The sequence below is a fragment of the Desulfitobacterium hafniense DCB-2 genome (assembly GCF_000021925.1).
GTDB classification, from domain to species: Bacteria; Bacillota; Desulfitobacteriia; order Desulfitobacteriales; family Desulfitobacteriaceae; genus Desulfitobacterium; species Desulfitobacterium hafniense.
The window spans coordinates 2419749-2444809 of record NC_011830.1 but is presented as its reverse complement, the minus strand read 5'-3'; the positions used below and the strand labels follow the sequence as shown (position 1 = coordinate 2444809).

Annotated in this window: 24 protein-coding genes; 13 read left to right on the top strand and 11 right to left on the bottom strand. The window is 46.9% G+C overall.

Going from position 1 to position 25061, the window contains the following annotated elements; all coding sequences use genetic code 11:
* Window positions 1–289 precede the first annotated feature (289 nt).
* The 4 genes from DHAF_RS11235 to DHAF_RS11220 form a co-directional block, all read right to left on the bottom strand.
* Window positions 290–2449 (bottom strand): HD domain-containing phosphohydrolase, encoded by a 2160-nt coding sequence (locus DHAF_RS11235; protein WP_015943954.1) that lies wholly within the window; start codon window positions 2447–2449, stop codon window positions 290–292.
* 186 nt (window positions 2450–2635) lie between these two features.
* On the bottom strand, window positions 2636–3094 hold the full coding sequence (locus DHAF_RS11230; RefSeq protein ID WP_005814435.1) for a chemotaxis protein CheX: 459 nt from the start codon (window positions 3092–3094) through the stop codon (window positions 2636–2638).
* Window positions 3091–3510 carry a bacteriohemerythrin gene (locus tag DHAF_RS11225; RefSeq protein ID WP_005814433.1) on the bottom strand — a complete coding sequence of 140 codons (420 nt, stop codon included), beginning with the start codon at window positions 3508–3510 and terminating at the stop codon, window positions 3091–3093. Before DHAF_RS11225 ends, DHAF_RS11230 begins: the two co-directional genes overlap by 4 nt.
* Window positions 3511–3622: 112 nt before the next feature.
* The gene (locus DHAF_RS11220) at window positions 3623–4426 is read right to left on the bottom strand and encodes a TVP38/TMEM64 family protein (RefSeq protein WP_005814431.1); all 804 of its coding nucleotides are present in this window, start codon (window positions 4424–4426) and stop codon (window positions 3623–3625) included.
* Window positions 4427–4654: 228 nt separating this feature from the next.
* Here DHAF_RS11220 and DHAF_RS11215 point away from each other — a divergent pair, with 228 nt between their 5' ends.
* The 8 genes from DHAF_RS11215 to DHAF_RS11180 all read left to right on the top strand — a co-directional run bounded on the left by DHAF_RS11215 (window position 4655) and on the right by DHAF_RS11180 (window position 12744).
* Entirely contained in the window at window positions 4655–5167 is a 513-nt protein-coding gene (locus DHAF_RS11215) for a ferritin (RefSeq protein WP_011459551.1), read from the top strand.
* 273 nt (window positions 5168–5440) lie between these two features.
* On the top strand, window positions 5441–6625 hold the full coding sequence (locus tag DHAF_RS11210; RefSeq protein WP_011459550.1) for a BMP family lipoprotein: 1185 nt from the start codon (window positions 5441–5443) through the stop codon (window positions 6623–6625).
* 88 nt (window positions 6626–6713) lie between these two features.
* The gene (locus DHAF_RS11205) at window positions 6714–8258 is read left to right on the top strand and encodes an ABC transporter ATP-binding protein (protein ID WP_011459549.1); all 1545 of its coding nucleotides are present in this window, start codon (window positions 6714–6716) and stop codon (window positions 8256–8258) included.
* Window positions 8248–9477, top strand: a complete 1230-nt coding sequence (locus tag DHAF_RS11200) for an ABC transporter permease (RefSeq protein ID WP_005814424.1) — start codon at window positions 8248–8250, stop codon at window positions 9475–9477. Before DHAF_RS11205 ends, DHAF_RS11200 begins: the two co-directional genes overlap by 11 nt.
* A 2-nt stretch (window positions 9478–9479) precedes the next feature.
* Complete coding sequence (locus DHAF_RS11195) at window positions 9480–10445, top strand: ABC transporter permease (RefSeq protein ID WP_011459548.1); 966 nt, start codon at window positions 9480–9482, stop codon at window positions 10443–10445.
* A 7-nt stretch (window positions 10446–10452) separates the two neighbouring features.
* Window positions 10453–10794, top strand: coding sequence for a prevent-host-death protein (locus DHAF_RS11190; RefSeq protein WP_011459547.1), 342 nt, complete (start codon window positions 10453–10455; stop codon window positions 10792–10794).
* A gap of 223 nt (window positions 10795–11017) precedes the next feature.
* On the top strand, window positions 11018–11419 hold the full coding sequence (locus DHAF_RS11185; protein WP_011459546.1) for a c-type cytochrome: 402 nt from the start codon (window positions 11018–11020) through the stop codon (window positions 11417–11419).
* Complete coding sequence (locus DHAF_RS11180; protein WP_005814417.1) at window positions 11416–12744, top strand: cbb3-type cytochrome c oxidase subunit I; 1329 nt, start codon at window positions 11416–11418, stop codon at window positions 12742–12744. The genes DHAF_RS11185 and DHAF_RS11180 overlap by 4 nt, the downstream gene beginning before the upstream one ends.
* 15 nt (window positions 12745–12759) lie before the next feature.
* Here DHAF_RS11180 and DHAF_RS11175 read toward each other — a convergent pair whose 3' ends face one another.
* Complete coding sequence (locus DHAF_RS11175) at window positions 12760–13476, bottom strand: DUF169 domain-containing protein (protein WP_005814415.1); 717 nt, start codon at window positions 13474–13476, stop codon at window positions 12760–12762.
* Window positions 13477–13569: 93 nt separating this feature from the next.
* Window positions 13570–14433, bottom strand: a complete 864-nt coding sequence (locus tag DHAF_RS11170) for an AraC family transcriptional regulator (RefSeq protein WP_005814413.1) — start codon at window positions 14431–14433, stop codon at window positions 13570–13572.
* Window positions 14434–14592: 159 nt separating this feature from the next.
* On the opposite strand from DHAF_RS11170, the gene sigX reads away from it, so the two are divergent.
* From sigX to DHAF_RS11150, 4 genes are all read left to right on the top strand, one after another.
* On the top strand, window positions 14593–15150 hold the full coding sequence (gene sigX, locus DHAF_RS11165; protein WP_005814412.1) for an RNA polymerase sigma factor SigX: 558 nt from the start codon (window positions 14593–14595) through the stop codon (window positions 15148–15150).
* Window positions 15150–16388 carry an anti-sigma factor family protein gene (locus DHAF_RS11160; RefSeq protein ID WP_005814410.1) on the top strand — a complete coding sequence of 413 codons (1239 nt, stop codon included), beginning with the start codon at window positions 15150–15152 and terminating at the stop codon, window positions 16386–16388. The genes sigX and DHAF_RS11160 overlap by 1 nt, the downstream gene beginning before the upstream one ends.
* 69 nt (window positions 16389–16457) lie before the next feature.
* The gene (locus DHAF_RS11155) at window positions 16458–17405 is read left to right on the top strand and encodes an ABC transporter ATP-binding protein (RefSeq protein ID WP_015943953.1); all 948 of its coding nucleotides are present in this window, start codon (window positions 16458–16460) and stop codon (window positions 17403–17405) included.
* Window positions 17389–18243, top strand: coding sequence for an ABC transporter permease (locus DHAF_RS11150; RefSeq protein WP_005814405.1), 855 nt, complete (start codon window positions 17389–17391; stop codon window positions 18241–18243). Before DHAF_RS11155 ends, DHAF_RS11150 begins: the two co-directional genes overlap by 17 nt.
* 3 nt (window positions 18244–18246) lie before the next feature.
* Here DHAF_RS11150 and DHAF_RS11145 read toward each other — a convergent pair whose 3' ends face one another.
* The 3 genes from DHAF_RS11145 to DHAF_RS11135 are packed head-to-tail and all read right to left on the bottom strand — an operon-like array spanning window position 18247 to window position 22518.
* Window positions 18247–20199, bottom strand: coding sequence for an ABC transporter ATP-binding protein (locus DHAF_RS11145; protein WP_011459544.1), 1953 nt, complete (start codon window positions 20197–20199; stop codon window positions 18247–18249).
* On the bottom strand, window positions 20196–21944 hold the full coding sequence (locus DHAF_RS11140; RefSeq protein WP_005814402.1) for an ABC transporter ATP-binding protein: 1749 nt from the start codon (window positions 21942–21944) through the stop codon (window positions 20196–20198). The genes DHAF_RS11145 and DHAF_RS11140 overlap by 4 nt, the downstream gene beginning before the upstream one ends.
* 31 nt (window positions 21945–21975) lie before the next feature.
* Window positions 21976–22518 (bottom strand): MarR family winged helix-turn-helix transcriptional regulator, encoded by a 543-nt coding sequence (locus DHAF_RS11135; RefSeq protein WP_015943952.1) that lies wholly within the window; start codon window positions 22516–22518, stop codon window positions 21976–21978.
* 199 nt (window positions 22519–22717) lie between these two features.
* On the opposite strand from DHAF_RS11135, the gene DHAF_RS11130 reads away from it, so the two are divergent.
* A complete protein-coding gene (locus DHAF_RS11130; RefSeq protein ID WP_015943951.1) occupies window positions 22718–23038 on the top strand; it encodes an SCP2 sterol-binding domain-containing protein in 321 nt (106 codons plus the stop codon).
* Between the two features lie 185 nt (window positions 23039–23223).
* Here DHAF_RS11130 and DHAF_RS11125 read toward each other — a convergent pair whose 3' ends face one another.
* Window positions 23224–24228: a chlorophenol reductase gene (locus tag DHAF_RS11125; protein ID WP_015943950.1), complete on the bottom strand. Its 1005-nt coding sequence runs from the start codon at window positions 24226–24228 to the stop codon at window positions 23224–23226.
* 361 nt (window positions 24229–24589) lie between these two features.
* The gene (locus tag DHAF_RS11120) at window positions 24590–25003 is read right to left on the bottom strand and encodes a hypothetical protein (protein ID WP_015943949.1); all 414 of its coding nucleotides are present in this window, start codon (window positions 25001–25003) and stop codon (window positions 24590–24592) included.
* Window positions 25004–25061 lie beyond the last annotated feature (58 nt).

The window sequence follows — 25061 nt, the reverse complement described above, 5'->3', positions numbered from 1 at the left end:
TTCCAGCCCCAGGGGCTTCAAGGGAAAGCTGAAAGAAACCCGCAAGCAGTAGCTTTACGTACAAAAGCGGACGGATTTAGCGGAGGGGCGGTCAGGTGAACAAGGCTTTCTTAACGTAGCGGAGCCACGGTTAACATGCAGAAAGCAGCGGGGTTTGGCGTGAGCTGTTAAGAAAGCGAGTGAACCAGCCCCGGAGCTATGGAGTACGCGTTGTGCGTAAAGCTACGCGACCCGAACCACCTTTTTACACTCCGATGATACCGCCAAAGACCTAAGAAGCCATTTCGAATTAATGTACACATCCGGACTCGCTATAGATCTTTTTCCCCAGAACTTTCTCTACGAAAACCTTCACAAGCTCGGGATCAAACTGGGTTCCGGCATTCTTGATCAGCTCGGCTACAGCCACTTCTTCAGGCAAAGCTTTGCGATAGCTTCTCTCACTGATCATGGCATCGTAGGCATCGGCAATGGCTATAATTCTAGCCTGAAGAGGAATTTCTTTCCCCTTTAAAGCCTTAGGATATCCTGTGCCATCCCATCGTTCATGATGGGCGAGGACGTACTCTGCCATTTCCGACATCTCTTTGATAGTACACAGCAAACGGTAACCGATCTCGGGATGACGCTCAATCTCTTTCCATTCATCATCCCGGAGTTTACCCGGCTTGTTCAAGATGGCTTCACTAATGACAATTTTCCCAATGTCGTGGAGCAGACCCACTGTCTTAAGTTCCTCAATTTCGTCATTGGAACAGTCCAGTTCGGTAGCTGTCTTCCTGCATAATTCCGAGACTCGATGGGAATGCTGCTCTTCCCGTTTATTCTTTTCATGCAGGGTCTTAATAATGGTGTCAATGGTGTTGCTTCTGATACTGGGGCTTTCCGACAGCTTGTTCTTATACATATAATCTTCGGCTTTTTTCAGCAGTTCACTAATGCTCTTTTCGGAAGTCTCCATGGTTTCGTACCCAAAAGAGACGGACAATTCGAAGGCGCCGATTTTTTCCTGCACGGCCATGGCTTTGATCACCTTGATCACCCTTCGCGCCTCAAATTCAGTGGTCCTGGGCATGAGGATAATAAACTCATCCCCACCAATCCTGGCCACCACGTCATCCTGCCGGCACCCCTCCTGAATGACCTCAGCGACTTTGCGAATCAACAGATCTCCATAAGCATGCCCGAAAGAGTCATTGACAAGCTTCAGTCCGTTGACATCCGCCATCGTAATCGTCAAGGGCAAATCCTGATTAAAGTCAATGCGGGTGAGCTTCTCTTCCAGAAATCTGCGATTATAAAGACCGGTAAGCTGGTCGTGGTAACTTAAATATTCGATCTTCTCTTGCTTCTCTTTGACAGATTGTAAACTTAGTTTATATCTTTCTTTTTCCCAAAAGAGCTCCTCATTCTTTTGTCTGAGTTCATTTACAAGACGACTATCCTGCAGGATGAACACAAAACCTATGACATCCTGGAGTCTTCTATCTTTAATCTGTTTGCATACTACATTGACGGGCAGGGTCCCTTGATCTTTCTTGATTACTTCTATATCTGTATACTTAAGATCCCTGTTTTTCATTTGGAGCAAGTCAAATTTGCCTTGATCCCCTTCCCGAAAAAGAAATCCCAGAGTGTGGTCTATAACTTCATCTGCATCATAACCAAGCAAGGCTTTCATCTGGCTGGATACCTTCCGTATCCGGCCTTCCTGGTCCGCCACAATCACCATATCCAGCGTTTCATTCATAATCTCCTGCATAATGATGCTTTCCGGAAGTTTAAAAAAGTTATAACGGGTTACCACAACAAAAACACCAAAAATCATGATCAGAGAGTAAAGTTGTCCCATCCCGGGAAGATCAATGTGGAGCAGGGCAGGTAAAATGGTCTGGGTCATCAAGTTTAATAAAAATGGGATCAGGCTTGTGATGACGAGGATCCGGGATTGTTTTTTAATCCGGATATGGGGTGATACATACCCCCACTTAAACATCAAGGCAATGGCGATAAGCAAATAGGAAAAATCATATAGAAAGTCACCAACATAGAAAAATTTGACCACTTGGGTAGGAGTCTCCAGATTCGGGCCAAAAAAGAATACGGCAAGTACATAAAAAACAAAACCAGGCAAAAAGATCATGAACTTAATCCCGGCGTTTTTTACCAGAGGACTTTCGGTGATGTGCAGAACAAGGTAAAGGATCAGAGCGCTAAAACTGCACCAGCCCAGAGCGGACAGCTTATTCCAAAAGGAAAAGGCGAAGGCATCCTGAGCCAGATAAGCAAAGGCATAGGCAAAAGACCAAATTGAATAACTCAGACATAAAAGGAGAAAAGATTGATGGATGCGGGATTGAGGACTCTGTCTGTATGTATAAATACCAAAAGACATATAAATAACTGCAGCAAGTAAAGAAAATGCTGAAAGCAAATTATGTATGGTCATTGGTTTCTCCTTCAATCGATTGCTTTTTGCTCATCTGATAAACTGCTTCAATATCTGCTGAATTTTGTTGTAGCCTGACCAACGTGTCTAAATTATATTGCTGTTCAGAATTATTTTCAACATAGTAAAAATCAAGCCCTGTTCATTTGCCATGAATAGGGCTTGATACTCATAGGGCTGGCTACCTTAAACCGTACGGAAATTAAGCTCCACATCCCCAATCGAGGTCTTGACTTTGGTCCGGTAAATAGAACATTCCTTACCAGCAGGAAGGGTTCCTCCTTCAAGAATTTTAGGAGGACGGATATCGCACACCACTTGAGATTGGGAGAGCCCGGTCATGGCATTGCCACTGATAATATTGGCAATTTCACCTAAAGCCGATTTCACAAAGTCGTCGATTTCATTAAACTCCATGCCACTCATCATTTTGACCATTTCCAGAGTGGTGTCCTTAGGAAAGCTGTACATTACCTCTCCGGCCAGATCTCCCGTAATCTCAATGACAATATTAACTTGTTCTTTAGTTTCCTCGCAGTTTTCTGTGGGTTGACTTGAGTCCGTAGATACATCCAGATCCAGTAAGAGCTTAAAGGTTTGGCTGGCTGCATTGGAAAAGGGGGTCAGAAGGTCTTTCGTGCTCATTGCTTGCCCTCCTTGCTTCTTGCATATTCGGCTATTTTCTGATCATCAGCTACCACATGATTGATCAGCCATGCCAAAAGTTTCCCCCCAAATTGCTGCATAAGCTCTTCTTTAAAGCCTTCTTTTGCGTACTCCCGGGATACAGCAACCACATAAGCAACCATATTTTTATGTATCATCTGATGCTCTTCAAAATGCGGATAGCCAATCTCCAATTGATAAGCCTCTTCATCGGCAAAGTGAGTCACCACATAGTCTTTCATAAATTCGAGGGTTTCATTGACCTTTTCAACTTTTTGTTCCCATGGTTTGTCGGAACGCAATGTTTCCACAAAGCTCCCTACCCGTGAAAACAGCTCCTCATGCTGACTGTCAATAAGAGGATCGCCGACCTTATATTTTTCCTTCCAGATCATAGACTGACTCCTTTCACTCTCTCCTCAAACTAGTTCTATAATTTAGTTTCTATAATTCCTTCTCATTATAGCATAAGTGAAAATCCTATCAAAGAGTAATTATTCTTTGTTTTTACCGTTGAATGGGGGTGACTGTAGCGGCATAATAAAGGAACACAAAAATAATGACCAGCACAATAGTCCCAACAATGATCTTGTGCCAATACAGATTCCATTGCTCACTTATGAATTGAGTCCGGTTCCTGTGTTCGACAAACCTCCGCAGCCACTCTCGTTTCCACCAGCCCAGGATGAAGATAAGAATCAATGCCACAAGGGTAACCACCACAGGGTTGAGGTTTTCCAAGGCTAAGCCGTTGCCCATAAAGGTCAGGACAGCATAGCCCGGCAGCCGGCCTGCCACAGAGATCAGAACCAAGGTGCGGATGGGAATCGTCGTTAGTCCGGCGATAAAGGCAATAAGATCGTCTGGAAAAGCGGGCAGAAGAAAAATGAAAAAGAATACCCAGGCTCCTTTTTCCTCTGTGAGATGATCAAAGCGCTCCATCGTCTTCTTGTCCACAAACCGTTCCACAAAAGGACGCCCCAATTTCCGGGAAAGAAGAAAAACCAGAGTAAAACCAAGGGTGGCTCCCAGCATTGTGTAAAACAAGCCCAGTAAGGGACCGAATAAAAATCCGCCAATGACCCCAATCACCTGACCGGGTATGGGGGCAATCAAGATTTGCACGATCTGCAGAAGCATAAAAACCAGTGGTCCCCAAGTCCCTGAGCGAATGATGAGCTCCCGGACCTGATCAGGATCACTTAAAAGAGTTAAGTAGGGCCAGCCCCAATAGAGCAAAGAACCTATAATCACGATGGCTATCAGTCCAATAATCAAAAACGAAGGCTTTTGATGCTGCTTTTGCTTCATAGCTTCTTATTCCTTTAGATGTAATATTAAACTTAATGACACTATTATAAATTAAAAAATGTCTGCATGAAATATCAACTTTTGACATTCTATTTTACCCGGAAAGGATTTACTAAATTAAAGGAATATTTCTCCTCATTGCTGACCGAATCCTGCGCTTGCTTGGGTTATGAGTAAAATTCTGCTATAATATGGTTAAATCCAAAATAAAAAGAAGGAGAATTGCTTATGCTTGATCGTGAAGTCGCTTCATTGCTCAATGAACAAATCAACAAGGAACTCTATTCTGCTTATCTCTATTTGGATATGGCCAATTATTATTCCGACAATGGTTTGGATGGCTTTGAAAATTGGTTTTATATCCAAGCCCAGGAGGAAAGAGACCATGCCATGCTCTTCCGGACTTATCTTCTCAACAACGATGAAAAAGTTACTCTCGACACTATAGCGGCTCCCGACCTTACTTATGAAGATTTTAAGGCTCCCCTCCTGGCTGCCTTGAAGCACGAGCAATTGGTGACAGCCTCTATCAACACCATTTACGCCGCGGCTTACGAGAAGAGGGATTTCCGCACCATGCAATTTTTAGACTGGTTCGTCAAGGAGCAAGGCGAAGAAGAGAAAACCTCCACAGATCTGATCAGCAAATTTGAGCTTTTCGGACAGGATCCCAAAAGCCTCTATATGCTGAACCAAGAACTTGGCGCCCGGGTCTATTCCGCACCTTCGCTGGTTCTCTAATTAATTGAAGAAGGCATGAAGTATTCATCAACGATACTCCTGCCTTCTTTTTTCTTTTGCTCTCCTCATTAACATTTGTTAAGTTAATCTGCATTTGCTAAAAAACCCTGCTAAAAACCCAGCTAAAACGCTGTTAAAAACACTGCTAAAAAATTATCTGAAGCTTTAAAAATAGAATAGTTGTAAATTCCTATAAGAATGATAAAATACATTTGGGATACAAAATACATTAGAAACTCACAGAAGAAAAAGGAACAAAAAGGAGAAGAGAAGATGAAAAAAATTACATCCGTTCTATTGGCTCTTTTGATGGTAGCCCTTTTAGCTACCGGATGCGGCAGCAGCGCTCCAGCCGCCAAAGATGGAGGCAATAGCGGCACCCCCAGCACCTCCGGCCAGGGTTTTGAGATCGCTCTCATTACCGACAAAGGCAATATCGATGACAAGTCCTTTAATCAGGGCTCCTGGGAAGGTGTCGTTGAATTCGCCGAAGCCAACAATGTTACCCACAAATACTACAAACCTGAAGAAGCTACCGACGCAGGTTATCTGGCCGCCATTGATTTAGCCGTTACCGGCGGCGCTAAGGTTATTGTCACCCCCGGCTTCCTGTTTGAGGTACCTATCTTTGAAGCCCAAACAATCTACCCTGATGTAAAGTTCATCCTTTTGGACGGAGCACCTCACACTGCCGACTATGCAACGTTTGAAACCAAAGACAATGTAGCCAGCATTATGTATGCTGAAGAAGAATCCGGTTATCTGGCCGGTTATGCCGCTGTTATGGATGGCATGACCAAGCTTGGCTTCATGGGCGGTATGGCTGTTCCTGCCGTACAAGCTTTCGGTTACGGCTATTTGCAGGGTGCTGAAAAAGCTGCCGCAGAACTCGGTCTGGCCGATGGAGCAATCTCGGCAATTTACCATTACACCGGGGATTTCGCTGAGACAGATACCAATAAAGCAACCGCTAAAACCATCTATCAAGGCGGTACTGAAGTGATCTTTGCCTGCGGCGGTTCCGTTGGCAAGAGCGTCATGTCTGCCGCTGCTGAAGCCGGTAAAAAAGTCATCGGTGTTGACGTTGACCAACGCTATGACAGTGAAACCGTCATTACTTCCGCAACCAAAGGTCTGCGGGCTTCCGTCGTTCAGGTTCTGGAGTCCATTTACAAAACCAACAGCTGGAACACTTTTGCCGGACAAACCACCTATTTCACAGCAGCCAACGAGGGAATCGGACTCCCCACCACTGTCATCGGGGATGCCAATGCCAAAGCCTTTGACCGCTTTGAAAAATTCACCATGGAACAATATGAAGGCGCGTTTAAATCTTTAGTGGATGGTACTGTGGATCCGATCCGCACCATCGATGTTGAAGATGCCAACGGTTACGCCACTGCGGATGAGCTGGTATCCGGACTTAAGCTCAGCAAAGTCAAGGTTGAAGTAAGATAATTTAAACAGCACTTGATCGGGGAAAGGGACTACCCTTTCCCCTTTCCTCTATTTACATGTCCATGACTACCTACGAAGAGGGGTTATTATGAACGATTATATTATTGAGATGCTCAACATCACCAAAGAATTCCCCGGCATCATTGCCAACGACAATATCACTCTGCGTTTAAAAAAAGGCGAGATTCATGCTCTACTGGGAGAAAACGGGGCCGGAAAATCCACCCTGATGAGCGTTTTATTCGGTTTGTATCAACCGGAAAAAGGTGAAATCCGCAAGAACGGCAACACCGTAAAAATCAACAACCCCAATGACGCCAATGCCTTAGGCATCGGCATGGTCCATCAGCATTTTAAATTGGTGGAGATCTTTACCGTTCTCGAAAATATTATCTTGGGAGTTGAGCCCCATGCCCTTGGTTTTTTACAAAAGAAAAAAGCCAGGGAAAAAGTCGTTGAGCTGAGCAAGCAGTATGGACTGGAAGTCAATCCTGATGCTCTTATTGAAAAAATATCCGTGGGCATGCAGCAAAGGGTTGAGATTCTCAAAATGCTCTATCGGGATAATGAGATTTTAATCTTTGATGAACCCACAGCGGTTTTAACCCCTCAGGAAATTGATGAACTTATGGAAATCATGCGCCGTTTTGCCAAAGAAGGCAAATCGATCTTATTCATAACTCATAAATTAAACGAGATCATGGCAGTTGCCGATCGTTGCACCGTATTGCGCAAAGGGCAATATGTAGGCACTGTTGACATAAAAGATACCACCAAAGAAGAACTCTCCCGGATGATGGTGGGCCGGGATGTAAGTTTCCGGGTTCAAAAAGAAACGATGACCCCCGGCCGGGTGGTCTTATCTGTAAGAAATGTCTCCGTTCCCTCCAAAACCAGTAAGAAGAATGCTGTCAGCAACGTGTCTTTCGATGTTCGCGCCGGTGAAATCGTCTGCCTGGCCGGTATCGACGGCAATGGACAGACCGAATTCGTCTCTGCCCTGACCGGGCTGGAAAGACACACAAGCGGTACGATCACCCTTTGCGATCAGGATATCAGCAAAGCTTCCGTCCGCACCCGTTCCCAAGCAGGGATGAGCCATATTCCTGAAGATCGGCACAAATACGGCCTGGTCCTGGATTATACCCTGGAAGACAATCTGGTCATCCAGCGTTATTGGCAGCCACAGTTCCAACGGTTTGGCTTTATCAGGCGCAAAGCCGTGCGCTCCTATGCCGAAGGATTAATCAAACAATACGATGTACGCAGTGGACAAGGACCTCTGACCATCGCCCGCAGTATGTCCGGGGGCAATCAGCAAAAAACCATTATCGGCAGGGAAATCGATAAGGATCACGAACTGTTGGTGGCCGTGCAGCCTACCCGGGGCCTGGATGTAGGCGCTATCGAATATATCCATAAGCAACTGGTAGCCAGGAGAAATGCCGGAAAAGCGGTTTTGCTGGTCTCCCTGGAACTCGATGAGGTCATGAATGTCAGCGACCGGATTCTGGTCATGTATGAAGGGGAAATCGTGGGGGAACTGGACCCCAAAACCACCACCGTACAGGAGCTGGGTCTTTACATGTCCGGGGCAAAACGCAACCTGAAGGAGGGCTCCCATGCAGGATAAAACATCACTTACTTCAAAACCCTCTCTAATCAATAAGTTTACCCACAGCAAAGGCTTTTCGGCCTTCACGGCCGCCCTTATGTCTATTTTCCTGGGCTTTGTCTTTGCTTTCCTGATCATGGCCTTGGCCAGTCCCGACAACGCCGCTTCCGGACTGAAAATGCTGCTCTTCGGCGGCTTCAAGCGCCTGGCTGATGTCTTCTATTTTGCCACACCGATCCTGATGACCGGGTTAGCCGTTGGCTTTGCTTTTAAAATGGGACTCTTCAACATTGGGGCCGCCGGTCAATACACCATGGGCATGTTCTTCGCCTTGTATGTGGGATTTATGTGGGACCTTCCCGATGGCATCCACTGGGTGGCCTGTGTTATAGCCGGAATGATCGGCGGACTTCTCTGGGGTTTGATTCCAGGTCTCTTTAAAGCTCTGCTCAATGTCCACGAGGTCATCACCTCCATCATGTTCAACTATATCGGGATGTATTTGGTGGATATGCTGATTCAGAGCAATGCAGCCATGTATGTTTCCTCCAAGACCCGTACAGCCTATCTTCCCGCTTCCGCTCAATTACCCAGTCTGGGCATCGAGCGCTCCAATGCCAATATCTCGATTATCCTGGCTGTCCTGATCGCTGTTCTTCTCTATATCATCTTAAATAAGACCACCTTTGGCTATGAACTCAGAGCCACTGGCTTTAATAAGTTTGCCAGCACCTATGCCGGCATGAACGGTAAACGCAATATTATCCTCACCATGGGGATCGCCGGAGCCATGGCGGGATTGGGGGGCGCATTTGCCATTCTGGCTCCTTCCACTATTCAGGGCAGCAGTATGACTTATGAACCCATTAACGTCATCGCCGCCAACGGTTTTAACGGGATCGCCGTAGCCCTTCTGGGCAGCAATAATCCCCTGGGAATTATCTTTGCCGCAGTATTCATTTCTCACATCCAACGGGGGGGCACTCTGGCCAGCCTCTACGGTTACAAGCCGGAGATCATCGATATCGTTATCGCTGTCATCATCTACTTCTCAGCTTTTGCCATGCTGATGAATACTACGGTGGTATCCTTCTTCAAAAAGCTTTTCAAGAAAAATCAATCTTCTCCTTCAACAGAGCCTTCAACAACTTCGTCAGAGGCTTCAAAGGAGCTTTTATCCGAGAAAATCCCCTCTAAGGATCAGGAAATTTCAACATCAACCAAGGAGGAGGCGTAATTATGGATACCGTATATTATTTGGTTCAGAACACGCTTCCTGTGGCAATCCCCCTGCTCTTAGTGGCTCTGGGGGGAATGTTTAGCGAACGCAGCGGCATCATCAACATCGCCTTGGAAGGGATTATGCTCTTCGGCGCCTTCTTCGGCTGTCTCTTTGTCTACTTTATTCAAGGCTCTTCCCTGAACCCGCAGTATATACTCTTGCTGGGCATGGCGGTGGCCGCCCTGGCAGGCATAATCTTTTCCCTATTGCTATCTCTCGCCACAGTGACGATGAAGGCCGACCAAACCATCTCGGGAACGGCTTTAAATATGCTGGTTCCCGGCATGATCCTGCTGTATGCGAAAATGTTCTTTAACAGCGACGGTATCACCACCAACGTGAATTTTTACCTGCGCAAGGTTCCCTTTCTGGGAGATCTGCCAGTCATCGGCAAATTATTTTTTCAAAACACCTATATCACCGTCTATATCGGTTTCCTTTTCCTGATTATCGCCGCGATCATCTTTTATAAGACGCGCTTTGGTTTGCGCCTGAGGGCCTGCGGTGAGCATCCTCATGCTGCGGATTCAGTGGGCATCAATGTTTATGTGATGCGTTACGCAGGAGTCAGTATGTCCGGTTTTCTGGGTGGAATGGGCGGATTTTTCTATGCTGTGGGAGTCATGAACAGCAACATCAACGGCCACACCGGAGTAGCGGGATTCGGCTTCTTAGCCCTGGCCGTCATGATCTTCGGACAGTGGAAGCCTTTTCAGATTCTGCTGGCAGCCCTCTTCTTTGCCTTCCTGCGTACCTTAGCCTATTCCATTGCCCTTATTCCCTTCCTCCATGACCTGAACATCAACCAAACCTTCTATAAAATGCTGCCCTACCTGGCGACGATGGTGGTCCTGGCCTTCACCTCTCAAAAATCCCGGGCGCCGAAAGCTGAAGGGATACCTTACGACAAGAGCCAGCGCTGATCAGCCATTGGACCATGGGTTCCCTATTGGCATCGTCGATGGTATAGTAAAATATTACTATAACGAAATCTCCGAATTCTGCGCCAAGACCAAACGACCGATTTATATCACGAAGAACGGGCGGGCCGACCTGACGGTGATCAACAGCGCCGAGTTTGACCGGATGCTGGAAATCATGCAACTGTACACCGCAACACTCTCACCTGCGCCGGAAAGCATTACCTTCCACAGTAAGGAAGAGCTATACCGAATGCTGGATGAAGGCTTGGAAGCTGTCAGGCAGGGTAACGTCAGACCGATTGAGGAAGCGTTCCCAGAAATAAAACGGAGGCTTGGTTTCGATGTATAAAGTCATCCAAACCGTATTCCTGCTCCGCTTCCTCTACGCCGGCAGTAACTGGCAAAATAAGATTTAGCGTCTGACCCCGGCTGCACAAGCAGCCGGGGATTTATTTTGCTTAAACGAGATTATTCTTAAGGGCGGGGAGGTATTGATCTGCCCAACTCGTGAATACTAAAGAGAGGTGCTCTATAAGCATACTGCTTCATATTGCAGGAACGGATGATACGCTTTGAAACTCAGAACCTTTATTCTCATTTCCTTGTCTTCTTTCGCCCTGTTTGCTTGGGTCGTTAAATCCTCCTGGGCGCTGGACGCTCCCATGAGTGAGGAAGCGGTGGCCGGTAAAGAAGTCTGGCAGCGCTATAACTGCGTCAGCTGTCATACTTTATTCGGCAATGGCGGCTATGTGGGCGGAGATTTAACTCAGATCACGGCGCGGCGCAGCCCTGAGCAGCTGAGTGATTTTTTCAGCAACCCGCCGGTCATTCCACCCCATCAAAAAGAGACCCATGTCGCTTTAACTGAAGAAGAAACCCAGGCTATGACTGCCTATTTCGACTACCTGAACACCATTCCCACTTTAGGCTGGCCTCCTCAGCCAAGGGTGCTAGAAGGCGGGGATGCCCCTTGAAAACCTTCTCCGGAAAACAGATCGCCCGCAGATATGTCCTCTATGGTGTGTTCCTTTTTGCCATTCAGGGCATAGTTGCCCTGCTGGGAGCGACTTCATTGATATTTCCCGACTTGCCCTCCCCTGTTTCCTATGCATACGGCCGGGCAGTGCACCTGGCCCTGGCTACTTTTTGGCCGGTCATCGGTATGATGGGGATGGTCTATTACTACACCGTAGAGCAGCTTAAGGCAGATATCTACTCGCCGAAGCTAGCCAGATGGCAGTTTCTGATATTATTAATGGCTTCAGCAGGGCTCCTGGGAACATTGGCCTTGGGGATCGGCAACGGTCGGGAGTATCTGGACGGATTGCCTGTTTTTTATCTGGGAATTTCTCTGGGGCTGTTGCTGGGGGCCTATAATTTAATCCGGACCCTTTGGCAAAACAAACAAAAAATAACCCCTGCTGCCGGAATTATGGCAGTAGGGGCAGTGTTTCTCTGTGTGCTGATCATTCCCAATGTTTTGAGATTCACTAATCCCGTGGCTGACGAAGCGGTAAAATTCTGGGTCGTCCATCTGTGGGAGGAAATGGCTTTTGAACTCACCACCAGTGGTTTCATCGCTTCCTTTTTTGTCACAGCCGGTATTGCGGAGAAAAGGGATATAGAAAAGTGGCTTTACTTAGAAGCCACTCTCTCAGTGATCGGAGGATTATTCGGCACGGGGCACCATTACTTCTGGATTGGCTTTCCCCCGGTTTGGCTCTTTCTCGGCACGTTTTTCAGCCTTATTCAGGTCCTGCCCGTCTTTCTCCTGGCTTATCTGGTCTATAAAGGCTTTAAGAAACATAAACCTTTCAGCCTCCGGGAAAAGCTTGCTGTTGGGCTGATTTTAAGCAGTATCTTTCATCATCTTACCGGAGCGACTCTTTTAGGGATCTTGATCACGATCCCCTGGATCAATGTCTATGCTCATGGCACCTATATAACCTCAGGCCATGCCCACCTGGCTTTGTTCGGCACCATCGGTTTTCTGGTTCTGGCCGGTGCTTATACCATTTTAAGTGAGAAAGAACCCCTGGACAAAAAAGCTTATGGCTATGGCCTATCCGGAGTCATCCTCCTCAACCTTGGCCTGATCGGCATGAGCAGCAGCTTGATCCTGGCCGGTTTTCTGCAGACTTATCTGTGGAGAGTCATGGGTATTGATTTCATGGCGGTCAATTCAGTCATCAACCCTTACTTAATTCTGCGGGTTCTCTGGGGCTCCCTGTTCACTCTGGGAGCAGCTATCCTCTGCTCTTTAATCATCCGAACCTGGTGGAAGACAAGAAGGGCTTAACTGCATTCCAAAAGCCTAGATGCGTTCCGCAACCTTCAGCCAGGTTTCCTTGGTCAAAAAGCTTTCCTCCACCTGTTCCTCCAATTCCAGAAAACGTTTATAGGTCATGCTGAAAGAAAGGATATCCTTATCAATAAATTTGCGGGCCGAAGGATCCGTGAGCCCGATAAAACAGTGATCCTCGTCCTTATCCACTTGATCTAAGGTAAAGAGCACGGTCTGGTGACAGCCTGCTCCAAAATTAACTTTAACATTATCCTGAGTCGGCCGGTCATAATTGGCCAGCACAGTCAAAGCCGAGATCTGATCCGCATTGGCTAAAAAGATGATTCCTTCCGGGGTTTCGTCAGCCTTTAGTTCGGACAGAGGCTTAAAGATAATATATTCTTTGGCCGTCACTTTAGGCAGCTCAAGAGCAAATTTACCGGCCAATTCAGGGTTCTTTTTATAAAACTCCCCTTCCCGTCCGCCTACACCGCCTACAGATAAGAAATGCTCGATAAAACCCAACTCAAATTGCCTGAATCCCAGTCCTACCTTACCACCGCTACAAGTAGTCGTAGAGTTGGCAAATACCGCAACCTGCCCTTTAGCAGCCATGTTGAGCAGAGAGATGGCACACCCCCATCTCCCCTCTTTAAACTGCATAGCCCCTTCGGGCTTGGCATCGGAGCGCATTACTGCGACAGGCTGGTTTCCCAATTTAATCGCTTCGGCAATTTTGCTTTGCATAAGAACTACACCTCACTTTTTAAATTTCTGGAAATAGTTAACTATTATGCCTATATTTTCGCTTGCCTCATGGGAAATCCTCTTTTAAATCGCTCAATTTTTCCGAACCGGAATCCAAACTTCACTGTAAGCGCAGTCTTTTTTATGCTGATTCATTTTGGTAAAAGAAAAAGCAGGGGCCTTGATTACTTCGTAATTTGAAGACGGAAGCCATTCTGAATATATTTTTGCCATTGTATCCTGTAACATAGAAGGAAATGGTCCTTCGTTGGGAAATATAGCCCAAGTGCAGGCTTCCACCGGCACTTTTTCCAATAGGTCACTTACTTGATTTTCCGTCGTTAAAATACCTATCAGGTGAGTTAAATCACCTTCTTCTTTCAAAAAGTCTGCGTCAGCATCATAAGAAGCATTGATGATTTCATAAGGCTCAATATTTTGCAGAGCATGCATTTCTTCTCTTTGTTCCGCTGTTATGCTTTGGGCAAGTTTGACAATTTCCTTATTAACCCCTTCAAATTGCATGGGAACACGTTTGCTTACACCGACTAAATTAAAGGCCGGTTTGTCCTCAATTCTAAATTCCATAGCAGTTCCTCCCTTGACGCTTATTACAAATGAAAGTTTGGGAAAGGATTTACTTAGGCCTTTTTTTATTACATCTGAGGGTAAGAAACCACTCCATTTTTTAAAAGCCCGAGTAAAGCCGTCCATTGACTGATAACCATATTTAAAAGCAACCTCCGTAACTGTTTCTCCCTGTAATAAATCCTTATTTGCTTCCGATAATTTTCTGTTTTTGATATATTCGCTAAGGGTCAACCCTGAAAGATAGAAAAAGATCTTTCTAAAGTGATAGTCAGAAACTCCGGCATATTCAGAAATGATTTCAAGAGACAGCTCCTCGGTTAAGTGCTCTTCAATATAGTCAATCACATGATTTAATTCCCGTAACATGATCTCCCTCCTTTCTACAGCTGCATAATACCAAAACTATTATAACGATGCTCGACTTTTATTAACCAAAATATATCGAATCCTTATCTAAAAAGTGTACTTTTCTTGTCACAAAAACCCTTCCTGCGGTTTTATAGTTATGTCGAGAGGGGGTCGGAAATGAGAGAAGATCCTATAGTGGCTACGGAGCAGACGGCTGAACAGATGGCAGAGCAGACTCCGGATCCTTCTGATTTCGCCGCTGTATTTCAACACTACTATCCCATGGTGGTTCAGACCATCGAGAAGATCCTTCAGGAGAGAAGTGCCGCTGAGGATTTAGCCCAGGATGTCTTTTGGCGCTTATATCATGCACCCTGGCAAGACATCGGGAATCTTAAGGCCTACTTAATCCAATCCGGGATCAATGCCGCCTACAATCATTTGCGTACCAGCAAACGACAGCATAGTCTCTGGGAAAGGCTCACCCGCCAGACATCAGCCAATGAACCCTCGGCAGAGACACAATGGCTCAGAGCCGAAGAGATTCAGCGAGTCAGAGAAGTCCTGACTGAGCTGCCTGCGCGGGATCGGTCCCTGCTCCTGCTGCGCTTTGCAGGGTTAAGCTACAAGGAAATCAGCGAGACGATCTCTATGGAATTTGCTTCCGTAGGAAAATCCTTGGTACGGGCCAAAGAGCGCTTCCGCAAAGGTTACCTGAAAAGGGGGGAATACTAATGGCCTGTGGCCTTGAACAAGACTATATTCAGGCCTATCTTGACGGTGAATTGTCAAGAGAGGAAAGAAAAGAGATGGCTCTTCATCTGCAGAGCTGCCCCGGCTGTCGGGAAGAGCTGCAAAACATGAAAAAACTGGATGAATGGATCAAGACAGCCTTGACCGAGAGCTTGACGTTAAACACCGGCGGCGAGGTGTCTCCCGATACCCAGGCCGCTTGGGAGAAATTCCAAGCCCGGCTGGCCACGGCACCCGATCCCCGCCCCGGTGACAACGCTCTGGGAGCTTTGGAATTACCTAACCCCAATACAGAACCAGCACAAAACCTGACAAAGAGTCTCAGGACGAAAGGAAGATGGTCAACAATGAAAATCAATCCCAAACGCTGGATAGCCGGAGGCGTAGCGGCCGCGGTCCTGGCTTCCGCTCTGTTCATACCCCAGGTGAGAGTGGCCGCCAGCGATATGCTGGGCTTATTGCGCATCGACAAACTGCAAACGGTTAAACTTACCCCGGAAGATATTGAACAGATTAAAGCCAATATGAGCGCCCTGCACAACGGGGAGATCGATCTTAAAGGCATGGGCCATATGTCTGTAGCCGGCCAGCCTGAACCGGCAGTCTTTACCTCACTTGAGGCAGCCCGCCAAGCCGGTGTGTCCGTTCCTGAACTAACAGGTTATACCATGCTTCGAGCCGGGAAACAGGAGCCCTTTTCTGCCGATATGCAAATCGACGTAGCCCAGTTTGAAGCCTTTGCCCAGCAATTAGGCACTTCTGTAGCCTTGGATCCCAAGCTGAATAAGGAGAGCATTTTTATCTCCTTTGGTCAAAGCAGTTTTATTGAGTATAGCTCGGAGAGCAATCCTCAGGCTCGTTTGCATTATGCTGTATCCGCCTCACCTCAGCTCAAAGTTCCCGAGGGGATTGATGTGGATCAGGTAAGAGGCGCTCTCTTAATGACTCCTCTCCTTCCCGAAAATGTCCGTCAGCAATTAGCCAATATTCAGGATTGGGAGTCCACCCTTCCCATTCCTTATGTGGAAGGCCAGGATTATTCTGAAGATGTTAAAGTTCAAGGAAATCCCGGGGTATTTGTGGCTTATTCCGGCGATGAGCAGGCCGTGCTGATTTGGCAAAAGGATGGTTTAATGCACATGCTGGCCTCCCAGGGAACGGAAGCCCAAAGCAATAAAGAACTGAAAAACAGCCTGCTTGCTATGGCAAGCCAAATTTAAATCCTTCATAATACCTAAAGGGCAGCCCCACCGGCTGCTCTTTAGGCTTATCAAGCAATGAGGTGGCTTATGTCGGAATTCGTTATTCAAACCTGGAATTTAACCAAACACTATGATGGCAAAGCCGGGTGCTCAGATGTGAGCTTACAGGTCCCTCCCGGTGTCGTCTATGGTTTTATCGGACCCAATGGTGCGGGAAAGAGCACTTTTGTCAGAACCTTGCTGGGCCTAATCCACCCGACCTCAGGACGGGCGGAAATCCTCGGCCATCCCCTCAACAATGTTAAAGCCCGGGCGAAGGTAGGCTATCTCCCCGAGCTTTTCCGCTATCCCGATTGGCTTACAGGAGCCCAACTGCTAGAGCTCCATGGAGATTTGGCCGGAGTGCCTCCCGCGGAGCGGCAGCGGCGCATTCAGAGTTTAGTGGAACGAGTGGGGTTATCCGGCCGTGAGCAGGAAAAAATCCGGCGCTACAGCAAAGGAATGCAGCAGCGCATCGGTTTGGCTTGTGCCTTGATCTCCGATCCTGAACTGATCTTTCTTGATGAGCCCACCTCCGCCCTGGACCCTATCGGCCGCCGGGACGTGCGGGATCTCATTCTTGCCCTGCGCAAGGAAGGAAAGACGGTGTTTCTCAACAGCCATCTCCTGGCCGAAGTAGAAAATGTCTGCGACCAAGTGGCCATTATCAATCAGGGAAAAGTGGCCGCCCAAGGAGACTGGCGGACTCTCTGTGACTTTAAATCGGAAATTAAACTGCGGGCTCAGGGGTTAACTCAGGACATCCTGAACACGATGAACTCACTGGTTCAGAATACCGAGCTTTTATCCCAAACCCAGGAAATCTCCGAATGGCGGGTGCAGCTCAGCTCGGGGGAGGCTGTGCCGGAGCTGATCCATTACCTCAGCGGGATGGGAATTGGGCTCTATGAGGTGGTTTCCCTGCAGCCCCATTTGGAAGAGGTGTTTATGTATTGGGTGGAGCGAAAGGAGAGAGAATATGCTGTCCATCATTAAGCTGACCTTCAGGGAGATTCTCTCGCGGCGGATCTTTTTCATCACCTTGCTCATGACCCTTGCTTTTTTAATCTTCTTTGGGGTGACCAATCATTATGCTGCCCAAGGCTTCATTCAAGCTATGCATGGTTTTGACAGCGCCAACACAGTTATCCAAAACTCCATACGTTCTCAGATCATTATGATGGGGCTCAATTTTTCCAGCATGATTCTGGCTCTGCTCACCATACTCTCCACGGTGGGAGGGGTAGCCGGGGAAATCGAAAACCATCAGATCGACACAATTCTGGCCCGTCCCCTCCCCCGCCGTTCTTATATTTTGGGAAAATTCCTCGGCTTGGGAACCGTAGTCGTAGTTTATGCTCTCAGCTTATTCGTTGGTGTACTGCTGATCAATCAGCTGACCGGTGGGGATATTGCCGCCCGCCTTGAACCTTCCTCTGTTGTTCAAGGCGGGCTGATATTCGTCCTATCCCCTCTCCTCATCGTCGCCGCAGGTTTATGGCTGAGTACCCGTATGAGCACGATCAACAGCGGCATCATTCTCATTATTCTCTATGGGGTAGGCTTTGTGGGCGGGCTGGTGGAACAGATCGGAACCCTGCTCAATAACCCGTCCTTAATCAACACAGGCATCATCTCCAGCCTCATCTTTCCCTATAATGCTCTCTTTCGCAAAACCGATGCTTTGCTGACGGATTCCGGGAACAGCGCCATGGCCATGTTCAACGGCGGGGCAGGGAGTGAGCCCAGCAATCTGATGCTCGGATATGGGGTCTTCTACACTGTGGCTTTGTTGTTCTGGGCAATCCGCCATTTCGAGGGGCGGGATGTTTGAGCACTACTCCAGTTCAAAGGCTCCTGTATAAAGCTGATAATATTTGCCCTTTTCAGCAATCAGCTTCTCATGGCTGCCCCGTTCAATAACTCTCCCCTCCTCAAGTACCATGATCACATCGGAGTTTTTGACGGTGGAAAGCCTGTGGGCAATGACAAAGACCGTTCTCCCTTCCATTAAGGAGTCCATGCCCCGTTGGACGATGGCCTCGGTGCGGGTATCGATGGAGGAAGTGGCTTCATCGAGAATCATCACCGGCGGATCTGCTACCGCAGCACGGGCAATGGAGATGAGCTGCCGCTGACCCTGGGATAAACCGCTGCCGTCCCCGGAAAGAACTGTCTGATAACCTTGGGGGAGCATGCGGATAAAACCGTCGGCATTGGCCAGCTTGGCCGCCGCGATACAGTCCTCATCCGTGGCATCCAGGCGGCCATAGCGGATATTTTCCATCACTGACCCTGTAAACAGATTGACATCCTGGAGCACGATACCTAAGGAGCGGCGCAAGTCCTCCTTTTTGATTTTATTGATATTAATACCGTCATAGCGGATCTTGCCGTCGGCCAGATCATAGAAACGGTTGATGAGATTGGTAATAGTGGTCTTGCCCGCTCCCGTAGCCCCCACAAAAGCCACCTTTTGCCCGGGTTCGGCATACAAAGTGATGTTGTGCAGAACCATCTTGTTCTCCTCGTAGCCAAAGTCCACATCGAAGAAACGGACTTCTCCTTTAAGCTCCCGATAGTCCACCATGCCATCTTCCTGAGGAATTTTCCAGGCCCACCCATCGGTATGCGAGCTGGTTTCAACTATGGGGCCCCTTTCTTGTTTGACATGGACCAAGGTCACTTGCCCTTCATCCTTTTCCGGCTTTTCATCAAGGAGTTTGAAGATCCGTTCCGCCCCTGCCAAAGCCATAATAATGGCATTCAACTGCTGGGACACCTGCGCAATGGGCATGATAAAACTGCGGGACAACTGCAGAAAAGAAGCAATGGTTCCCAGGGTGAGTGCATTGGTCCCGGTGATGGTCAGATTGGTCACTCCTCCAATCACTAGGAGACCTCCCACAATGGCCAACGCTACATAAAGGAGATAGCCAAAATTGCTCATCATGGGCATGATGATATTGACATAGGAATTGGCGGCGGTGGCATGGGCGCAAAGCTCTTCATTTTTGCGGTTAAAGGACTCTTTGCTTTTTTCCTCATAGTTGAAGACCTTGACCACCCGCTGGCCATGGATCATTTCCTCAATATAGCCATTGAGAGTTCCCAGGGATTGCTGCTGCTGCATAAAATAGGTGCCGCTCTTGCCGGCGATGCTGCCAATAACCTTTAGGATTAGGAAAATACACAAGACCACAAACACGGTCAGCCAGACACTGAGGTAAAGCATGGCAAAGAAAACCGCCACAATCGTAATGAAGGAAGAAAAGGTCTGAGGGATACCCTGAGAGATCATCTGTCTTAAGGTATCCGTATCATTGGTGTAATGGCTCATCACATCCCCATGAGTATGGGAATCAAAGTATTTAACCGGCAGCTTCTGCATATGGGAAAACATCTCATCCCGGATTTTCTTTAAGATGCCTTGGGAGATCGACACCATAATCCAGTTGTAGATTAAGGTGGCCAGAACGCCAATCAGGTAAATCCCTGCCATCACCATTATGATCCGCAGCAATCCGGCATAGTTGGGAACGGCCTCCAGAAGAAGAGGTGCAATATAATCATCGATCAGGATTTTAAGGAATACGGAAGACAGAACCCCGACCAGGGCACTGATCAGAATAGCGACCATAACGAAGAAGGTTTGCACCTTGTAATCCCGCAAATAAGACAAAAGCCGTTTGGCTGTCTGGGGGTTGAATTTGTCATGGGGCGGTTTCCCGCCGGGAAGTCCCCTGCCATGAGCCGAACTCTTTCCCGGCCCGCCTCTGAATCCCATCATCCTTCTTCCCCTCCTTTCGCTTGTGACTCATAGACCTCCTTGTAAATCTCACTGGTCTGCAGCAATTCCTCATGGGAACCTACAGCCTTTATTTTTCCATCGTCCATGACGATGATCCGGTCGGCATCCTGGACCGATGAAACCCGCTGAGCGATGATCAGCTTGGTGGTATCCGGCAGGTGCTCAGCCAGCGCCTTGCGGATCTGGGCATCCGTCTCCATATCCACGGCACTTGTTGAATCATCGAGAATTAGGATTTGCGGGTTCTTCAGCAAAGCCCGGGCGATACAGAGCCGCTGCTTCTGCCCTCCCGAGAGATTGACCCCTCCCTGCTCGATCAGGGTATCGTATTGGTGGGGGAACCCGGCGATGAAATCATGGGCATGGGCCAGCTTGCAGGCCTGAATCATCTCTTCCTCAGTAGCCTGCTCATTCCCCCAGCGCAGATTCTCTTTAATCGTTCCTGAGAAAAGCACATTCTTCTGCAGGACCATGGCTACTTGGTTGCGCAGCGTCTCCAGGTCATAATCCCTGACATCAACACCGCCCACCTTGACCTTGCCCTCAGTCACATCATACAAACGGGGAATCAATTGGACTAACGTGGATTTAGAGGATCCCGTTCCCCCCAGAATGCCAAGAGTCTCACCGGATCGAATGTCCAGATTGATCCTATCCAGGACCGGTTTATCCGCATCTTTGCTATAGCTGAAGCTGACATTTTCAAAGGAGATATCGCCATTGGGGACTTGGCAAACCGGGTGGTCCTTGTTTTGCAGGTTGCTCTCTTCCTCCAGAAGTTCCACGATTCTCGCGGCAGAAGCCCGGGAGATGGTCAGCATGACAAAGACCATGGAAAGCATCATCAGGCTCATGAGAATCTGAGTGGCATAAGTAATCAAACTCAAAAGTTCCCCGGTGGAAAGTCCGGCCACAGGATCGCCGCCGGAAGCCACAATGGCCCGGGCGCCAAACCAGGATACGAAAAGGATACAGGCATACATGCAAAATTGCATCAGCGGCATATTAAAGACCAGCAGCCGTTCCGCTTTGGTAAAGTCCTTATAAATGGATTGGGAAATAGCCATGAATTTTTGGGTTTCAAAATCTTCGCGGACAAAAGACTTGACCACGCGCATGCCCCGGAGATTTTCCTGAACGACATTATTGAGCTTATCATAGGTCCGGAAGACCCTGGCGAAGATGGGATGAACATTGCTCATAATCAGCCATAGCCCCACGCCCAGAATAGGGATGCTCCCCAGGAAAATCAGTGACAGCTTCTGATCGATACTAAAGGAGACAAAGAGGGCAAAGAAAAGCATGATCGGACTGCGTATAGCCATACGGGTCAGCATTTGGAAGGAGTTCTGCACATTGGTAACATCTGTGGTCAGCCGGGTCACGATGCTTGCTGTGGAGAACTTGTCGATGTTGACGAAAGAAAAGCTCTGGACTTTATAAAACATGTCTTGACGCAGATTCTGGGCAAAGCCTGCTGAGGCAACGGCGGCAGTCCTCCCCGCCAACAGTCCGAAAGCCAGGCTGATCAAGGCGGCAAGGAGAAGAGCGCCTCCCATTTTAGCTACATAGTTCATATCGCCCGCGTCAATGCCGTAGTCGATCAGCCGGGCCATCAATAAAGGAATGATCACTTCCATGGTCACTTCCAAAGCCACAAAAAACGGCGTCAAGAGAGTGGCTTTCTTGTACTGCCGGATACTTCCGGCCAGTTTTTTAATCATAGATCAAACTCCTCCAATAACTACCTTATAACTACTTACACTGACATTCACCATCTTTTTTACCTGTTAAGTTTTCTTTCATCCTCTCGATATAAGCATTGAATTGCTGGATTTCCTCTTCCGTAAAACCTTGAATCAGCATGGTTTCCAGGCTGTCAATATCCTCAACGATACTTTGGTGAAGAGCCAGGGCCTTAGGTGTAAGCACCAGTTTTTTCAGACGGGCATCATCGGGTACACTCCGGCGCTCAATAAGCTCTTTCTGCTCCATAAGTTTCAGCACTTTTGAAGTCGTCGACCGATTCACAGTAAACATCTCTTCGATATCTTTCTGAAAGATATCCTTATCCCTGTTTTCCGCCAGATAGGCTATAATCCAGCTGTTTGTTCCGGTAATACTTTTAGCATATTGAAAGTTTGCTGAGTTTTCCACATGCCGTTTAATCAGATGATTGAGAGAACGAATCTGAAAGCCTATGTCCTTTTTGCCTTTATGAATTGGGTTCATGCTTTTATCCCTCTCTATGCCAATAAGATTATAATGTTGCACAACGAATTGTTTGCTATGCAACATTATAATCTTTTCCTGTGTCATTTTCAATTAATATTAAGTTAAGATTCACAACTTCTTTAAATATTACGTGCGAGTAATTTTAAGGCTTCTAATAAAAATAATTTAAAATCCGGGCTGGATATGCTAGAGTTAATGTTAGAATATTCTGTCAGTATCGGCGGCTTTTTAACTTTTGACAGGAAAAACGGGGGGTAATACCATGGATTCACCAAAGGCACTGATGGATGACTTCATCAGAAAGACCGAGGAAAAAGCAGAGCTAACCTCAAGCATCACCGGCGTTTATCAATATGATTTTTCAGCCAGCGACCACGGGGTATGGAGCATTACTTTTGAAAACGGCAAAGCTGTCTATACAGAGGGCGAAACTCAGAATCCCGTAGTTACCATCAAAGCTAAGTTTGATACTTTTGTTGATTTTTACCAAGGGAAGCTCAACGCTATGTCTGCGGTTATGACAGGCAAAATCAAGATCAAAGGCAATATGTCCGCTGCCATGAAGATGCAGCAATTCCTATAATATAGCTTCGCATTGAGCAAAGCAGCCCTACAAGAGCAAAACAGTTCTCTGCTCAAGCTGCTGCTGAGATTGGCACCCCGTATGTCTTCTGTATCACTGCGGAAAATGTGCGGGGTATTTAGCGCAAAAAAATGCCTTGAATTGGACAACCAATTCAAGGCAACTCTTTGTAATTATCTGCTATGTTATTTAACTTCTTTTCTGACTTCATAAGCTTTTACTAAAGCATCTATGAAGCGGGAATGTGGATCTTGGAGTGACATAGTAGCACCGGTAGTAACGTCTACCAGCATTTTCTTTTCAGCTTCTGTGAAGGTTGCAACTTTAGCTTTATCAGCGTCAGTTAACTTCTCAGGATAAGCCATTTTGTAAGGTCTTCCGTTGGCATCGCAATACTTAGCAAACCAATCCTGAACTTCAGCGACAGTCTTTCCTTTGAAATACTCTTCATAGAAGTTCATTTGCTCCCACCATTCTTTACCGGAAACAGCACTGGCTTTCATGCCATAAGCATCGCCTTCTTCTTTCTTGGTTTCCCAGTTAAAGCCATTGGCTTGAGCATCTTTATAGAATGACTTGTCTGCAGCTTCAGGATCCATCCAACCTGGGAACATATCAGGCAGGATTTCCACAACATCAAACTGTAATTTTACAATCTTGCCGGCATCATCAAAAAGTGCGGCAACTGTAGTAATGTTTAAATTGTCGTGATCTTTTTGTCTGGCAGTGTTATCACGATAGTTGGCTACCATACCAATTCCTTGGTAAAGTTTCTTGGCTGCTGGGGCAACGGCAGCAGTAGAAGTAGAAGTAGAAGTAGAAGTAGAAGCAGCAGCAGCTTCTTCAGCTTTAACAAGAATTTTTTGACCGGGGAAAATCAGGTTAACATTCTTAATCTGTGGATTTAATTTTGCTAATGCATCAATTGTCAGTCCATGCTTCGCCGCAATTTGCCAGAAAAAATCACCGCTTACTACTGTGTAGTAAGTTCCTGCTGCGATTTTAGAAGTATCAACACTAGGGGCTGCTGCCGGGGCCGTTGCTGCAGGTTTTGCAGGTGTTGCAGGTGCAGCTGGTGTTGCCGCCTCCACTGTTGCTGAAGTTGTGGTGTCAACTGCAGCAAAAATCGGGAGTGCCAGTACGGAAAAAGCGAGCGAAATTGATAGAATAATACCCAGGGTTTTTTTCATGTTACTCCTCCTTAAATTTTTTTATTCCAGGATTCACAAACCCGAGTTCATGAACCCCAAATCTAACCCCTCAATAATCGCTTATTATCTATCTGCTATCTGGCAATATCACTTTGTGAGAATCATGGTAAACCCAGGCAAAATTATGTAGCTTTTGGACTGACTGATTAAATATAGTCTAAGTTCTAACTTTCATAAATCCTTCGATTATTGCAGATACAATTATTATCTAGTCAAGTATTAGATAAACAAGTATTGCACCGACAAGTATCTGACATGTAAAAATTAACATAGCTTTAAGAGTTAGTCAATAGATATTTTTATCAAAGTATAAAAAATCTAAATAGACTTAATTTCATACCTATTTTCTATTTTTCTGCCGAATTAATCCATCAAGAAAAAGCATATTAAGCTGTCGGACCAATTCCGGATTGTGCTCAAGCTGATTGCGGATTTTTTTATTATGCAAAAAATAGGACTGAATCATATCGAGATAAATGCCAATTGCCGTATCGGATACATCTTGCGCGAAAACTGCGGAGCGCTTACCGGCTGCTATGAATTTAATAAACAGCTCTTTATTCGCGGTGTTGTAATGGTCAAAATAATTGCGAAGCTCCGGATCACTCTCAACTGCTTCAAAAAAGGACCGCAAACTGTATTGGCCATAATACCAGGTGCGGATCTGGATATACTGCTCAATTTTAGCGAAGAAATCCCCCTCTTTTTCAATGAGCTCTTTTATTTTGGCAATGCTTTCATCCAGCATATTCATGATGATGATACGCCGCAGATTATCCTTGCTTTCAAAAAAATTATAAATAGAGACTTTG

Excerpts from the sequence above, each read along its gene's own strand:
- DHAF_RS11225 (WP_005814433.1), bottom strand. The coding sequence starts at position 3,510 with ATGATCTGGAAGGAAAAATATAAGGTCGGCGATCCTCTTATTGACAGT.
- DHAF_RS11125 (WP_015943950.1), bottom strand. The coding sequence starts at position 24,228 with ATGAAAAAAACCCTGGGTATTATTCTATCAATTTCGCTCGCTTTTTCC.
- DHAF_RS11235 (WP_015943954.1), bottom strand. The coding sequence starts at position 2,449 with ATGACCATACATAATTTGCTTTCAGCATTTTCTTTACTTGCTGCAGTT.
- DHAF_RS11205 (WP_011459549.1), top strand. The coding sequence starts at position 6,714 with ATGAACGATTATATTATTGAGATGCTCAACATCACCAAAGAATTCCCC.
- DHAF_RS11215 (WP_011459551.1), top strand. The coding sequence starts at position 4,655 with ATGCTTGATCGTGAAGTCGCTTCATTGCTCAATGAACAAATCAACAAG.
- sigX (WP_005814412.1), top strand. The coding sequence starts at position 14,593 with ATGAGAGAAGATCCTATAGTGGCTACGGAGCAGACGGCTGAACAGATG.
- DHAF_RS11200 (WP_005814424.1), top strand. The coding sequence starts at position 8,248 with ATGCAGGATAAAACATCACTTACTTCAAAACCCTCTCTAATCAATAAG.
- DHAF_RS11160 (WP_005814410.1), top strand. The coding sequence starts at position 15,150 with ATGGCCTGTGGCCTTGAACAAGACTATATTCAGGCCTATCTTGACGGT.
- DHAF_RS11120 (WP_015943949.1), bottom strand. The coding sequence starts at position 25,003 with ATGAATATGCTGGATGAAAGCATTGCCAAAATAAAAGAGCTCATTGAA.
- DHAF_RS11135 (WP_015943952.1), bottom strand. The coding sequence starts at position 22,518 with ATGTTGCATAGCAAACAATTCGTTGTGCAACATTATAATCTTATTGGC.
- DHAF_RS11130 (WP_015943951.1), top strand. The coding sequence starts at position 22,718 with ATGGATTCACCAAAGGCACTGATGGATGACTTCATCAGAAAGACCGAG.
- DHAF_RS11210 (WP_011459550.1), top strand. The coding sequence starts at position 5,441 with ATGAAAAAAATTACATCCGTTCTATTGGCTCTTTTGATGGTAGCCCTT.
- DHAF_RS11175 (WP_005814415.1), bottom strand. The coding sequence starts at position 13,476 with ATGCAAAGCAAAATTGCCGAAGCGATTAAATTGGGAAACCAGCCTGTC.
- DHAF_RS11220 (WP_005814431.1), bottom strand. The coding sequence starts at position 4,426 with ATGAAGCAAAAGCAGCATCAAAAGCCTTCGTTTTTGATTATTGGACTG.
- DHAF_RS11155 (WP_015943953.1), top strand. The coding sequence starts at position 16,458 with ATGTCGGAATTCGTTATTCAAACCTGGAATTTAACCAAACACTATGAT.
- DHAF_RS11140 (WP_005814402.1), bottom strand. The coding sequence starts at position 21,944 with ATGATTAAAAAACTGGCCGGAAGTATCCGGCAGTACAAGAAAGCCACT.
- DHAF_RS11145 (WP_011459544.1), bottom strand. The coding sequence starts at position 20,199 with ATGATGGGATTCAGAGGCGGGCCGGGAAAGAGTTCGGCTCATGGCAGG.
- DHAF_RS11170 (WP_005814413.1), bottom strand. The coding sequence starts at position 14,433 with ATGTTACGGGAATTAAATCATGTGATTGACTATATTGAAGAGCACTTA.
- DHAF_RS11195 (WP_011459548.1), top strand. The coding sequence starts at position 9,480 with ATGGATACCGTATATTATTTGGTTCAGAACACGCTTCCTGTGGCAATC.
- DHAF_RS11150 (WP_005814405.1), top strand. The coding sequence starts at position 17,389 with ATGCTGTCCATCATTAAGCTGACCTTCAGGGAGATTCTCTCGCGGCGG.
- DHAF_RS11230 (WP_005814435.1), bottom strand. The coding sequence starts at position 3,094 with ATGAGCACGAAAGACCTTCTGACCCCCTTTTCCAATGCAGCCAGCCAA.